This window comes from Pseudomonas soli, assembly GCF_021283165.2.
Taxonomy (GTDB): domain Bacteria; phylum Pseudomonadota; class Gammaproteobacteria; order Pseudomonadales; family Pseudomonadaceae; genus Aquipseudomonas; species Aquipseudomonas soli.
Genome location: NZ_CP128543.1, coordinates 4,485,667 through 4,500,096 on the forward strand (window position 1 = coordinate 4,485,667; position 14,430 = coordinate 4,500,096).

Here is a 14,430-nt window from a genome sequence, read left to right on the forward strand (position 1 = left end):
TGCCGGTACGGCATCAAACTGCTGAATACGGCGCCATCGGGCGGCAGGCCATTAAAACGCCAGGCAGGTGGATTGAATTTTTATCCAAGGGCACCGGTCGGAAACATTAAGCGGCTACCGCTATGCCCCAGCCCTTCCATAACGCAAGGACTTCGCCATGACCACGATACTCATCATCATCCTGATCCTGCTGCTGATCGGCGGCTTACCGGTTTTCCCTCACTCCCGCGCTTGGGGTTACGGCCCGTCCGGCATTATCGGGGTGGTACTGGTGGTCCTGTTGATCCTCTTGTTGCTTGGCAGGATATGAACCCGGTCTGGCATGAGACTCATCCCTGAGTCCTGAGTGAAACTGGCCAGATAGCGCTCCAGGTCTTGCATCACCGCATGCAAGGCCTGAGCATCTCGGCGCAGTCGTTCAAGATCCAAGGGCTCGCGGGCACAACTGCCTTCGAGCCGCTCGCAGGCGTTGATAAGGTCAACCGCGCGCAAGATGCGTGCGCCGCCCTTGACCCGGTGCGCCAAGACCGCCAGAGCCATTGGGTCCTCGGCTGAATCTGCCAGGCGGGCGAGATCATCACGGTTGCTGCGACGCAGGTCGGCGAGCACCGCCTCCAGCGCGCCCTGATCATTGTCCGCCAACTGTCGCAGATGCTCGAAATCGAACACCGCCTTGTCCGCGCACTGAGCCCCCAGACGCTTGCCCTGCTGCGCAACACTACCGCCCAGGGCGCCAATCAGCGCCTGCAAGCCTAGGGGTTTGAATAGGCAATCATCCATGCCTGCCGCACGGCATCGCCGTCGTTCGTCCGCCAACGCGCTGGCGGTGAGCCCGACCAACCGACACGCTGTCCGGCCCTTGCGTCGCTCATGCAGACGAATCGCCTTGGCCAAACCATAACCGTCGAGGCGCGGCATGCGGCAATCGCTGATGACGACATCGAAGTGCTCGTTCAACCACAGCCGTAGAGCCTGCGCTCCATCTTCGGCAACCCGCGCCTGATGCCCTAGGTAGTCGAGTTGCTGAGCCAACAGCAATCGATTCGCCGGATAGTCGTCCACCACCAGCACGCGCAGCGGTACAGCATCCGAAGGGGCATCACCGCATCGCTCAACCACGGTCGCTGACGGATCCAGTGGGGGTATTGGCAGCTCCAGGTGAATTTGCGCCTGGGTGCCCCTGCCCAGCTCGCTGTTCAACTGCAAGTCACCGCCCATCATCTGGCACAAGCTGCGGCAGATGCCCAAGCCAAGCCCGGTACTGCAGCGCGGGGACTGGGACTGGTTGCTGGCCTGGCGAAAGGGCTGGCCCAGCTCGGCCAATTCGGCCTTGGCAATGCCGATACCGGTGTCCTCGACGATCAGGCGTACCACCAGGCGATCGCTGCGGGACTGAGCACAGACACTCACCTGTACCCGCCCCTGCGGGGTGAACTTGATCGCATTACTCAACAGGTTCGCCAACACCTGCCGAAAGCGCACCGGGTCAAGCAGCACCGGGCGGTCAACTTCTCCCTCAACAGTCAGATCGAGCCGCAATCCCTTGTCACGGGCCTGGTGGTCGAACCACTGGATAACCTGCGACACCTGTTGGCGCAGGCATGCCACTGCCGGCGTCAACTGCAACTCGCCCGCCTCGATACGGGTTACATCGAGGATATCGCCGATCAGCTCCTGGAGTCCCCGGGCAGCGTCAGCGGCCACCTCGATGGCCAAGTGATCGAGCACGCCCTGGCTCGCCTTGCGCTGGGCAAGTTCCAGCATGCCCAGAAGGGCATGCAACGGCGTACGGATTTCATGGCTCATGGCTGCCAGAAAATGCGTCTTGGCGTGGCTTGCTGCCTCGGCCCCTTGCTTGGCCCGCCGCAGTTGCACCTGCAGACGGCGTAGGTAGCGGATCCACAGCAGCGCCACCACCAATGCGACAAAAGCGCCGAGAAATCCCAGCAGCAGGTGAGGCCGGTACCGCTGCCAGGCACTGGCGGCAACGATCAGCGGACTGCGCCAGCGCCGGACCAAAGCATCGATTTCGCGTGGGGCAAGGTCGAGCATTGCCTTGTCAAGGATGCTCTGGAGATGAACCGTCCCCGGGCTGCTGGCGAACGCGAAATGCGCCGCTGGCAAGGCCAGACTGCTGATCCGCAGCCGCCCCGGGTACCAGCGCGCGACCAGCAAGCGGGCCTGGTCGAGGGGCAAAACGGCTGCCGCGACCCTCCCGGCGGCCACCGCGTGTACCGCCTCCAATGCGCCACTGACCGGTGACTGCACGACCCTCGGATACGCCTGGGCCAGCAACACCTGCGCCAAGCTGCCCTCCTCCAGTGCCAGCCGCCGCCCGTTCAGCTGGGCCAGCTCAGCTGGCCGGTCGGCGTGCCCCTGCATCACCAGTACATACGCAGAGCTCAGATAGCCTCGACTGAATCCCAGGCGCTCTCCACGCGCCGGGCTGTAGGGCAGGCCGGCAATCAGTTGTGCCTTTCCCATACGCACCTGCTCGACCATCTGTGCCGTAGTACCACCTGCCTCGACCTGAAACTCCAAGCCCGTTCGCCGACCAAGCAATTGCAACAGATCGAGGCTCAGCCCTTGCAGTTGCCCTTTACCATCGCGATAGCTCAGCGGCATCGCCTGTTCATTCACCAGGACCTTGATGCGTGGGTTTTCGGCTAGCCAGTGCCGCTCGGCATCGCTCAGCGGGATGCCTGGCGACCTGTGCACGGCAGCAGGTCGGGCGTGCCAACGCTCGTGAATATCCGCATGCTGATCACCAAGGCCGTCCAGTACCCGATCCACCAGGCCGATCAACGCCTTGTTGTCCCGGGCCATGGCAAAACCGACAGCCTGGCGGGCCAGGGCCGCATGGCCAATTTCCTCGGCACCGTTCCATTGGTTGCGGCCCAGGAGATAACGGCTTCCCAGCGTGCTGCCCAGATAAAGGTCGGCGTCACCCAAGGCGAGGGCCGCCAAGGCACTGAACGGCGAGGGATGAAGCTGGATTTCGGCCAAGGGGTACAACGCCTGAACCTGTTCACGCGGGCGGTATCCGTCGACCAGCGCCAACCTGAAGCTGGCGCCCCTGCTGACTCGTTCCCGCGCATGCTGCTGCGGGGCGACCAGCAAGGGGCGATCCTGAGCATAGGGCGCAGACAGATGCAAACCTGCCTCAAGCGCCTGCTGTGGGCTGACGGACCCGAGCAGGTCGATACTGCCTTGGCGCAGGGCAGCTGCCGCCTCGGCGAACGATGCAAACACCTGCAACTGCACTTCGAGGCGCAGTTGGCTCGCCAGCAGTCCGACGTAGTCGGCGGTGATGCCCTCGTAGGCCTGCCCTGTGGTAAGCATGTCGAACGGTGGATTGTCACGGGCGATCACGCCCAGGCGCAACTCGCGGTGCTCCCACAGCCAACGCAGTTCCTCGTTATCCAGGGCCGGCGGCGGCGTCTGTGGGGCGGGACGTGCATGCAATTGCACGGCCCCGCAAGTTGGCAGGTAGCTCAGCCCCCCCAGTATCCCTATCAGCAAGGCACGCAGGAACACGGGGACCGCGCTCAGATGAGCGCGTTGCGACGGGCGAAATCCGCCAGGTCGATCAACGAGCTGAGTCGCAGCTTTTCCAGCAGGCGAATCTTGTAGGTGCTGATGGTCTTGTTGCTCAGCAACATCGCCTCGCCGATGGCCTTGTTGCTATAGCCTCGCGCCAGGTGCTGGAGGACCATCAACTCGCGATCGGTCAAACTGGCGATGCACTGTGCCTCGGTTGCCTGCAGGTCGCGGCGGTTGACCGAGCTGAGCGCCACTTCGGGAAAGTAGCTGTAGCCTGACAGAACTGCGCGTACCGCTTTGCCGAGTTCATCGAGATCATCGGTTTTGGACACATACCCAACGGCCCCAGCTTGCATGCAGCGCAACGAGTAGGACTCGGCCAGTTGCGAGGTCAGCACCACTATACGGGTGAGCGTCCCCAGGGCCTTGATCCGGGCGATTACTTCCAGCCCGTCCAGGCCCGGCATGGCGATATCGAGAATCACCAGGTCCGGTGTCTGCTCACGGGCCAGGCGCACCGCGTCGATGCCATTGTCGGCCTGGCCGATGATCTCCAGGCGTTGCTGGCGCAGCAGCATACAGACAGTGCTGCGGATGAAAGGGTGGTCGTCGACCACAAGGGCTCTGTGCATAGCGTTTACCTCGCGCGCTACGTCAGCCGCTTAAAGCTCGGCGTCGAAGACAACGGTGACCTGGCCGGCATAATTACTGCCAGGGTGCTTGAGCATCGCTTGTACATCATTGCGTCCCACCTCGAAATGCAACTGGCCTGGTCGGTTCAGCGTTGGCATGGCGGCCTCGAACTGAAGCGCCGCGAAGCGGCCAGTAGGCAACTGCAGGCGTTCCACCGCCTGGCCCCGGTGCTGGATACCCGCAGGCAGACTCATGGCGACCTCCACGGCCACCTGTTCCCCTTCGTCACTGCTGATCGCGCAATGCGCGCCCATGTCGTGCTGGCAAAGCTTGTAGACCTTGAACGGGCCGGTGGACCACACCCTGAACGGCAGGTCGCGATAGATGCGCTGCGGCGCCTTGCCACCTGCCAACCAGGCCTGCCAGCCGTTCCTGGGCTCCAGCACAGCGCGATCAGAGCCGGGTGGAAACTCGAACATGAAGGCGTGCTGCACATCGAGTTCGAAATTGACGGTGAGGCTGTCACCACTCAGGTTGCTGACATCGTTACCAAAGTCGAAATCACCGCCCGGTCCGATGCGAAAGGTGGTGAAGCCCCGGTACTTGCCGGCCTTGAGCCGGTACGGTGGCGGTATGTTCAGGTTGAAACCCACACTGAGTTCTTCCACGTCAGCCTGCATCACAGTGCCTGCGGGGGCATAGGTGCTACGCGACCAGCAAGCTCCAGGCGTCAGCGAATCACTGAGACGCCAAAGCACCCGAGCCCTGCCATCCCCCCAACCGCCGGACGCTCCACCACCGGAAACACATCCTCCGAGTATCCGGCTATAGGTTGGATTGCGATCGAGTCTTGCGCTCTTGGCAACCACGCTGAACAACGTCCACTCGAAGCTCATTCGTCGCGGCTCACCGGTTTCATCGTGGTAGACATCCACCTCACGCCGCCCGGGAAGCTGCAGGAAGAACTCGTCGCGCGGATCCGCCGCCTCCTGTACCGCTTTTTTCGTGAAGGTAATCGGCAAGTCGACCGTCGTGACCCCTCCGCACGTGGCAGGCCAGTACCTGCACACCCCACCCGGTGGGGTTGTGTTTTCGAAGCGACCTGATCCGCCACCCCGATACTGTGCGCTGATAGTCACTTCCAATGCGCTGGCCACTGGCATGACCCCGCACAGTACAATCGCCCAGCCCCAGCGCGCCCACCCTCGCTGTCTGGTGGAAGAAAAACGCACGATCATCCCTCCACCACCATTGCCTTGGCATTACCGCCCTCGATTAACTCGAGCTGATGCACCTTGCCGACCTGCCCATCGAACTGTCGGGTGCGACCCGGCAGGATGTGGTGTTTGGTGGCGGGCCCACATTTCTGCCCTGCGGCTTGGCACAGGCGAAAATGATCGAGCACGACCGTGGCATTACCCTGGTTCACGACCGTCAGTTGTCCGCCTGCGCGCCCTACGTGGGTCTGATAACGTGTCTCGGCAGGCCGGACGAACAACAGCGAGCCATATCCGGCCAGCAGATTGACCCCAGCCTTGAGGCTGTCACGGTACTTTTCAGCCTCCTGCTCATCCACCATGAAACCATCGCCCTGCTCCGGTAGCACCGGCACGAAGCGCAGACGGAAATAGCGCTCCTGCTCCCGTGAGCCACGGTAAAGCAGGCGTACCGCTTGCATGCCTTGGGCGGGTACGATCAGCCGCGCCGGGCTGGCGACCAAGCCGCGCTGCTCCAGTGGCAGCCCATCAGTGACAATTTCACGGGCAACGCCAGTTGCGTCATACACCAGTTCGGCGACGCTGACCTTGACGAACGCAGTGGTGTCGCCGCTGTTGCGTACCCGCTTGAGCAAGGTGCTCTTGTCACCGTCAATGTAGTCGTAAAGCGCGCCGACATTGAGCTCGGGGGCGGCACTGGCGACCAGGGGCAGCGTCAGCAGTGTCGAGGCCAGCAGGCGGAAAATATTCATGATGCGAACTCCGTGCGTCATTGACGGGAAAGTATTGATGGGGAGTGGCTCCGTGGCCATGGCCGAACCAGCGGGATCCTTCCCGCATGGCAACCTGAAACGTCCCAAACGGCAGTAGGCCTTTGCTCTGTGCAGGGCTATCACCTGAGATGCGTCTTACTGAACGGCTTAACCCTGCCCATTGCGTGCAACCGCTGCTTCGACCTGCGCCACCCCAGGCACACAACGTTGATCGCCAGCCAGCAGCACATCGTCCTCGCGCTCGAGGGTGTTGATGTCCAGGCTGAGCAGACACACCGCTCGCCCTTGTTGGCGAACCTCCAGGCTAGGGGTCGACTCGCTCATCTCGACCGCAAAGAAGCCATCGGTTTCGGTAACACTGCGGCTGGCGTGATTGATCACCTGGGCGCCGCGCATCGGCTTGCCATGCTCGTCAAACAGGCGCCCCAACACGGTAACGGTACGCAACACCCGCAGTTGACGGTATTCGATGCCGCCACGGTTGAGGTGATAGTCCAGGCTCGCGGGTTGGATGACGGCTGCGGTGCCCGCGCTGCCCTCGAAGTCGAACTGCACATGCCCGGCCTTGTAGGCTGCAACCGGGATCACGTTGCGCCCAGGCCGCAGGTTGGCGGAACCGCCATGGCGGTCGTCGGCGCGCAGCTTCAACCCGTCGATATCGGTCTCGACATCTACGATCAGCCCGGCCTGGTGCGGCAGGTACTGACCACTCATGGCCGCCTTGCCAGCTCCCACGGCCAACATGCTCTGCAGATTGAGGCCACCGTTGAAGTCGCCGCTGTAGGACGAACGCTGGACATAGGCGTCGCCGTGCACGACCTGGTTCTCGAACTGGGTGTCGCCGCCAAGCCCTGCGCCGTAGCGGTCCGCAGTGAGCGTAGCGCCGACGCTGCGCAGTGGGCCGATATCGACATCTTGCTGGTAGGCCAGCGAGGCGTTGAGGTCGCGACCACCGTCGCGCGAGGTGCGGCTGCCGACACTGGCGGACACACGCCGACCACTGCCGCCACCCAGACTCATGCTCAGGCTCAAGTTGACGCCGCGGCTGCGAGACTCGCCGGTGGCTGCCGTTCCTGGACGATCGAACAGCGACAACCGCCAGTTGGCATCGGAGCCCAGCAGCCGGCCATAGTACGACCACCCCAGGTCGAGACCGGTGCCGGCATTGGCGCCTTCAGCCTGCGACAGCCGCATGCTGACGGTATTGCGCGGATCGAGGCGATGGCTCAGCGACAGGGACGACTGCGTCTGGCGTGCCTGGAATGGCCGCGACGCTCCATCATCGAGGCGACGCCATTCAGGGCGCGCCAGCCAGGTTCGACTGTGGCTGGCAACAAACGAGCCACTGTCATAGGCATGGATCAGCTGGAAGTCGTAGCCGTTGCCCTGGCCTTGCGTCTGGAACAGGTTGGCGTAAAGCTTGAACCGCTCCCGCATGTCCCAGTCCAGCGAGGTGCCATACTGCAGGGCGTCATCGACGCGCTGCGCCGACAAGCCCAGGATCGCCCGCGGATGCAGCATGTAGTTGGCCAGCACGCCAGCGGCGAGGCTGTCGTCGTTGCCCCGCTCCCAGTTGCTCAACAACGTGCTCTGGCGCCCCAGGTACAGGTTGTAGCGCCAGGGCGCGTCGGTGCTGCGCCAGTTGCTGGGTTTGTAGATGAATTCCTGACTGCGCGAGGTTTCCTGGCCGTCTTCGACCAGGCGCACCTCGACTTCGTAGATGCCTCCGGGCAGCACTTTGGTGTCGAGGGCCTGCAAACCAGGCTGCACCGGTTGACTGTTGATCAGCACGCCATTGCGATAGACCTCGGCGACGGCTGGACGATTGGGGGTCACGTAGATCGGCGTGGCACTGGGTGCGCCAGTGTCGATAGTCAGGCTGTCGCTGCTGCCAAGCATCAGGCCAAGGGTGGTGTCAGCCCTGGAGCCCATCAACCGCGGCTGGCGGGTCAAACCCTGGGCGCTGGGAGTGAAGTATCCCAGCCGATAGAACTGGTTTTCCACCAGGCGCTCGGCATACAACTGGTCGACCCGATGGCGCGTGCCCTGGCGGCTGTCGCTGCCCCGGTCGAGCTGGCCGTCGGCCAAGGTGGTCCAGTTGCCCACGCTGCCCTGGCCCTGCAAGGCATAACGACCACTGGTGGCATGGCCGTCATTGACCAGGTTGAGCTGGTTGCGCAGCAGCAGCCCATAGCTGCCCTGCTCCGGCTGACGATGAAAACGTTCACTGACATCGGAGATCTCGGCCTGGTCGGTCAATAGCGACAGCTGCGAGTTCACCAGGCTGTAGTGCACCGCGCGCAGGCCGTCGGGGCAATCGGCGCGACAGTCCCCCAACGGACGGCCGTCAATCAGGCGCTCGCGCCAGCGGCGGCGCAGGCTTTCCGGTTCACGGCTGTCGAGGGTATCGGTGAACTCCAGCAGTTGCACGCGCTGATCGCGACTGAGCACCACCATGGCATCACCGAGGTAGCGCCCATCGAGGTCGACCCGGACTGCCAGCGGCACATCAAAAAAATGTGCTTCGAACTCGCGCGGCAGGCCATCGAGGGCACCAAGTGCATTGCCGGCGGCCTGGCTGGCGGGCGAATGGACGGCCAGCCAGGCCGGCAACAGCAACCAGCGGCCCATGGCCGCCAGGGTGGAATGATTGGTCATGAGGCGTCGCTTGCAGGCAATACCCACCCGCCCCTCGGCGGGAGCCGAGGGTCAGGGGGAACAACGGATGAACGAAGAGAGAGGACTCAGGGTGCGGCGGTTTCGAAGATCATGCTCACCAGGCCCTGGTAGTTGCCCGGCACATAACCACTAGCTGGCGCAGGCTGGGCCGCCACCTCGAAGCCAATGATCGCGCCCGGTGCCGCCTGGGTGGCGCTGACGACTTCGGCAGGGGTGGTCTGCAACACGGTGTCGCCGACCTTGACGTCGAGGCCGATGTTTTCGGTGCCACTGGCGATGACCGCCGGCGAAACCAGATAGGCGGTGATCGGGCCCACAGTGCTCTTGACCTGCAATTCCTTGCGGATCGGATCGAGCTTGGCCTGATACGAGTTCCAGGCCATTTCCTGCGGGTCGTTCATCCAGTTGCCGCCCACCGGTTCGACGAAGAAAGCGTCGGTCGGCACCTGGGCAGTCACCTGGACCTGCTTCTCGATCGGGTCCACCGCAAAAGCGGAGCCCGCGAAGAACATGGCCAGGGGAAGGGCGAGTAACGTACGTTTCACGAATCTGATCTCCTTGAAGTGGTCAATGCCTGCCGGCGCATGGCCAGCGGGTGAGGAGAAGTATTGGTGAATACGTCACGACGATGACTAAGACCGTTCCGAGCGAGCCTAAGAAATTTCCTAGCGGCAAGTCATGTCACAAGCCTGGAAGCACAATGCCCCGGCATTGGCCGGGGCATTGTGTGTTCCGCGCGAGGTATCAGTGCGAGACTGCGCCACTGGCCCCCAGGCCGGTCTGCGAACGGACGAACTGCGGGAAGAACAGTGCACGTTCGTTCTCGGCTGCCTTGGACTTGTCGGTGACCGAGAAGAACCAGATACCGGCGAAGGCGATGATCATGGAGAACAGCGCCGGGTACTCGTAGGGATAGATGGCTTTCTCATGACCGAGGATCTGCACCCAGATGGTCGGGCCGAGGATCATCAGGCCCACCGCGCTGACCAGGCCCATCCAGCCGCCGATCATGGCGCCGCGGGTGGTCAGTTTCTTCCAGTACATCGAAAGCAACAGCACCGGGAAGTTGCAGCTGGCGGCGATGGAGAAGGCCAGGCCGACCATGAAGGCGATGTTCTGCTTCTCGAAGAGGATGCCCAGGCCGATCGCCAGCACGCCCAGGGCGACGGTGGTTATCTTCGACACGCGGATCTCGTCCTTGTCGTTGGCCTTGCCCTTGCGCCAGACGCTGGCGTACAGGTCATGGGACACCGCCGAGGCACCAGCCAGGGTCAGGCCCGCGACCACCGCGAGGATGGTGGCGAAGGCCACTGCCGAGATGAAGCCGAGGAACACGCTGCCACCTACCGCGTCGGCCAGGTGTACCGCTGCCATGTTGTTGCCGCCGATCAGGGCGCCGGCGGCATCCTTGAAGTCGGGGTTGGTGCTGACCAGCAGGATCGCGCCGAAGCCGATGATGAAGGTCAGGATGTAGAAGTAACCGATGAAACCAGTGGCGTAGAGCACGCTCTTGCGGGCTTCCTTGGCGTCACTGACGGTGAAGAAGCGCATCAGGATGTGCGGCAGGCCGGCGGTGCCGAACATCAGCGCCAGGCCCAGCGAGAAGGCCGAGATCGGGTCCTTGACCAGACCACCCGGGCTCATGATCGCCTCGCCCTTGGCGTGTACCTTGATCGCTTCGGAGAACAGGGTGTTGAAGTCGAAGCCGACGTGCTTCATCACCATCAATGCCATGAAGCTGGCGCCGGACAGCAACAGCACCGCCTTGATGATCTGCACCCAGGTGGTGGCCAGCATGCCGCCGAACAGCACATACAGGCACATCAGGATACCGACCAGGATCACTGCGACATGGTAGTCCAGGCCAAACAGCAACTCGATCAGCTTGCCGGCACCGACCATCTGCGCGATCAGGTAGAACGCCACCACCACCAGCGAACCGGAAGCCGACAGGGTGCGGATTTCCTTTTGACCGAGACGATACGAGGCAACATCGGCGAAGGTGTACTTGCCCAGGTTGCGCAGGCGTTCGGCAATCAGGAAGAGGATGATCGGCCAGCCGACCAGGAAGCCAATGGAGTAGATCAGGCCATCGTAGCCCGAGGTGAACACCAGGGCGGAAATACCCAGGAACGAGGCTGCCGACATGTAGTCACCGGCGATTGCCAAGCCGTTCTGGAAACCGGTGATCTTGCCGCCGGCGGCATAATAGTCCGCCGCGGACTTGTTGCGCTTGGAGGCCCAGTAGGTAATACCCAGGGTGAAAGCGACGAAGGCCACGAACATGGCGATGGCAGCGACGTTCAGCGGTTGTTTCTGCACCTCACCGGTCAAGGCATCGGCGGCCCACACGGCGGGTGCGAAGGCACCGCAGGCCAGGACGGCCAGGGTTTTGGCGTGTCGGATCATTGCTTGGCCTCCTCGAGGATCGCCTTGTTCAACTCGTCGAATTCGCCGTTGGCGCGGCGGACATAGAGCGCGGTGAGCACGAATGCCGAGAGGATCAGCCCGACACCGAGGGGGATGCCCCAGGTGATCGACGAGCCGGCGCTGAGCTTGGCACCCAGCACATGCGGGCCATAAGCGATGAGGAGGATGAAGGCGCAATAGAGACCGAGCATGATCGCCGAGAGAATCCAGGCGAAACGCTCGCGCTTGGTGACCAGTTCCTTGAAGCGCGGACTGTTCTGTATCGATTGGTAAATGCTGTCGTTCATTGTTTTTGTCCTAGCAGCACAGATTAGGGAGAACCCGACTCCACTTTATTCTGCCGATGGACGCCAACCAGACGACCTTAGTCTTAGATGCAACGGTGTTTTGCAAAATTTGCAACAACCGCAAACGCATCGCGGGCAAGCCCGCCCCCACGATGCTTGTGGGAGCGGGCTTGCCCGCGATTCTTCCAGCGCTTACTTGCCGGTCCACTCCTTGACCCGCTCCGGATGCTTGGCCACCCAGTCCTTGGCTGCCGCCTCGGGCTTGGCGCCTTCCTGGATCGCCAGCATCACCTCACCGATCTCATCCTTGGACTGCCACTGGAACTTCTTGAGGAACTCGGCAACTTCCGGAGCCTTGCTCGCCAATTCCTTGCTGCCGATGCTGTTGACCGTCTCAGCGGCGCCATACACGCCTTTTGGATCCTCGAGGAACTTCAGCTTCCATTTGGCGAACATCCAATGCGGTACCCAGCCGGTCACGGCGATGGATTGTTGTTTAGCGTAGGAGCGGCCCAGCTCCGCAGTCATCGCCGCGCCGGAGCTGGCGGTCAGCTTGTACCCGGTCAAGCCGTAGTCCTTGATGGCCTGATCGGTCTTGAGCATGACCCCGGAGCCGGCATCGATCCCGACGATCTTCTGCTTGAAGCTCTGATCGGTCTTGAGATCTTCGATACTGTTGGCCTTGACGTACTCGGGGACGATCAGGCCGATCTTGGCGTCCTTGAAGTTGGGGCCATAATCGACCACGTTGTCTTTGTTCTTGGTCCAGTACTCGCCGTGGGTCACCGGCAGCCAGGCCGAGAGCATGGCATCGAGCTTGCCGGTGGCCACGCCCTGCCACATGATGCCGGTGGCAACGGCCTGCAGCTTCACGTCATAGCCGAGTTTCTGCCTGATCACTTCGGCGGCCACGTTGGTGGTGGCGACGCTGTCGGACCAGCCATCCACGTAACCGATGCTGACTTCCTTGGCCATTGCCTGCGCAGTACTCATGGCCAAAACCAGGGCGGTACTCACGCCCAGGAAACGTCGCATTCTTGTAATAGTCGCCATCAAAGCATCCCTCGTCAGGTCTTGGAGATTGCATCATCGACCTGCCTGCGCCTGCGACCTGCTCTGGCAGCGACGTTCAGCGAGCGATCAGCGACAGCACTGTGCCATTAGCGTCACCCAGTCAGGGCAGCCTGCGCGATCCTTGCATGCCAAATGCTTGGCGCCGGGCTACTATCACGGGTCCCAGGGGCCGCGCAGTAGCCCCAGCTCCCGAATACGACGATGGACCGCCCGATGTTGCGCACGCTCTACCTGTTCGCCAGCCTGCTCGCCTTCCTCTTTCTCGCCGCCCTCTGGTATGGGCTCGGCAGGCCCGTGCACCTGCCCGATGCCGCTAGCCCGACGCACAAGCTGCAGTGCGCCTCTTACACCCCCTTCGACAAGGACCAGTCGCCCTTCGACCAGCCGTTGCGCCTGCGCCCGGCGCGCATGGATGCCGACCTGGCGTTGCTCAGCGAGCGTTTCCAGTGCATCCGTACCTACTCGATGACCGGCCTCGAGGCGATCCCGGCGCTGGCGCGCAAGCACGGGCTGAAAGTGATGCTCGGCGCCTGGGTCAACGCCAACCCGCTGGACACCGACAAGGAAGTAGAGTTGCTGATCGCCGCGGCCAACGCCAACCCCGACGTGGTCAGCGCGGTGATCGTCGGCAACGAGGCGCTGCTACGCAAGGAAATCACCGGCGAGCGCCTGGCCGGCCTGATCGCCAAGGTCAAAAGCCAGGTCAGCGTGCCAGTGACCTATGCCGATGTCTGGGAGTTCTGGCTGCAGCATCCCCAGATCGCACCGGCGGTGGATTTCCTGACCATCCACCTGCTGCCCTACTGGGAGGACGAGCCCCGCGGCATCGATGCGGCGCTGGCCCATGTCGCCGAGGTGCGCCAGGTATTCGGCAACCGCTTTGCGCCCAAGGACATCCTGATCGGTGAAACCGGCTGGCCCAGCGAGGGCCGCCAGCGCGAAACCGCCGAGCCGAGCCGGGTCAACGAGGCCCGCTTCATCCGCGGCTTCGTCGCCCTGGCCGAAGCCAACGGCTGGCGCTACAACCTGATCGAAGCCTTCGACCAGCCGTGGAAGCGCGCCAGCGAAGGCGCCGTGGGCGGCTACTGGGGGCTGTACGACGCCGACCGCCAGGACAAGGGCGTGCTCGAAGGGCCGGTGAGCAACCTGGCACTGTGGCCACACTGGTTGCTGGCCAGCGTGGCCCTGATGCTGGCGGTCCTTGCCCTGGCCGGGCGTCCAGCCGACCAGCGCGCCACCTTGCTGCTACCGTTGCTCGTGGCCCTGGGCGCCGGCTGCCTGGGGTTGTGGGGGGAGCTGGTTCGCACCAATGCCCGCTTTGCCGGCGAGTGGTTATGGGCATTCGCCCTGGCCGGGCTGAACCTGCTGGTGCTGGCCCACGGCGCACTGGCGCTGGCCCGGCGTGATGGCTGGCGCCAGCGGCTGTTCGCCTGGCTCGAGGCGCACGCAGGCTTATGGTTGCTGGCGGCAGGGTTCGCGGGGGCGGTGAGCATGCTGGCGATGGTATTCGACCCCCGCTATCGCAGCTTTCCCAGCGCTGCGTTGCTGCTGCCGTCGCTGGTCTATCTGTTGCGACCAGTCCCGGCGCGGCGAGCCGAGGTGGCCCTGCTCGCCTTCATCGTGGGTGCCGGGGTGGCGCCACAGTTGTTCCGCGAAGGGCTGCAGAACCCGCAGGCGTGGGGGTGGGCGGTGGTCAGCGTATTGATGGTCGGGGCGTTGTGGCGCAGCCTGAGGTTGCGCCCGGCGTGAAACCCAGCGCGAGGACTTCGTCCTCGATTCGCCGGCAAGCCGGCT

11 protein-coding genes are annotated in these 14,430 nt (G+C 63.2%); 2 read left to right on the forward strand and 9 right to left on the reverse strand.

What is annotated here, in order from left to right:
* Window positions 1–157 precede the first annotated feature (157 nt).
* Window positions 158–310, forward strand: coding sequence for a DUF3309 family protein (locus LU688_RS20705; protein ID WP_023630061.1), 153 nt, complete (start codon window positions 158–160; stop codon window positions 308–310).
* On the opposite strand, the gene LU688_RS20710 is transcribed toward LU688_RS20705, so the two are convergent.
* From LU688_RS20710 to LU688_RS20750, 9 genes are all read right to left on the reverse strand, one after another.
* The gene (locus LU688_RS20710; RefSeq protein WP_414057740.1) at window positions 238–3,471 is read right to left on the reverse strand and encodes a transporter substrate-binding domain-containing protein; all 3,234 of its coding nucleotides are present in this window, start codon (window positions 3,469–3,471) and stop codon (window positions 238–240) included. The two genes, LU688_RS20705 and LU688_RS20710, sit on opposite strands and share 73 nt — an antisense overlap.
* 77 nt (window positions 3,472–3,548) lie before the next feature.
* Window positions 3,549–4,175: a response regulator transcription factor gene (locus LU688_RS20715; protein ID WP_023630062.1), complete on the reverse strand. Its 627-nt coding sequence runs from the start codon at window positions 4,173–4,175 to the stop codon at window positions 3,549–3,551.
* A 30-nt stretch (window positions 4,176–4,205) separates the two neighbouring features.
* Window positions 4,206–5,198: a hypothetical protein gene (locus LU688_RS20720; RefSeq protein ID WP_232888248.1), complete on the reverse strand. Its 993-nt coding sequence runs from the start codon at window positions 5,196–5,198 to the stop codon at window positions 4,206–4,208.
* A 212-nt stretch (window positions 5,199–5,410) separates the two neighbouring features.
* Complete coding sequence (locus LU688_RS20725; RefSeq protein ID WP_094011840.1) at window positions 5,411–6,145, reverse strand: fimbrial biogenesis chaperone; 735 nt, start codon at window positions 6,143–6,145, stop codon at window positions 5,411–5,413.
* Between the two features lie 168 nt (window positions 6,146–6,313).
* On the reverse strand, window positions 6,314–8,824 hold the full coding sequence (locus LU688_RS20730; RefSeq protein ID WP_094011839.1) for a CS1-pili formation C-terminal domain-containing protein: 2,511 nt from the start codon (window positions 8,822–8,824) through the stop codon (window positions 6,314–6,316).
* Between the two features lie 86 nt (window positions 8,825–8,910).
* A complete protein-coding gene (locus LU688_RS20735; RefSeq protein ID WP_023629971.1) occupies window positions 8,911–9,390 on the reverse strand; it encodes a CS1 type fimbrial major subunit in 480 nt (159 codons plus the stop codon).
* 199 nt (window positions 9,391–9,589) lie between these two features.
* Entirely contained in the window at window positions 9,590–11,254 is a 1,665-nt protein-coding gene (locus LU688_RS20740) for a cation acetate symporter (RefSeq protein WP_038706600.1), read from the reverse strand.
* Complete coding sequence (locus LU688_RS20745) at window positions 11,251–11,562, reverse strand: DUF485 domain-containing protein (RefSeq protein WP_023629970.1); 312 nt, start codon at window positions 11,560–11,562, stop codon at window positions 11,251–11,253. The genes LU688_RS20740 and LU688_RS20745 overlap by 4 nt, the downstream gene beginning before the upstream one ends.
* Window positions 11,563–11,754: 192 nt before the next feature.
* Complete coding sequence (locus LU688_RS20750) at window positions 11,755–12,615, reverse strand: glycine betaine ABC transporter substrate-binding protein (RefSeq protein WP_094011838.1); 861 nt, start codon at window positions 12,613–12,615, stop codon at window positions 11,755–11,757.
* A 222-nt stretch (window positions 12,616–12,837) separates the two neighbouring features.
* On the opposite strand from LU688_RS20750, the gene LU688_RS20755 reads away from it, so the two are divergent.
* Entirely contained in the window at window positions 12,838–14,385 is a 1,548-nt protein-coding gene (locus tag LU688_RS20755) for a glycoside hydrolase family 17 protein (protein ID WP_094011837.1), read from the forward strand.
* Window positions 14,386–14,430 lie beyond the last annotated feature (45 nt).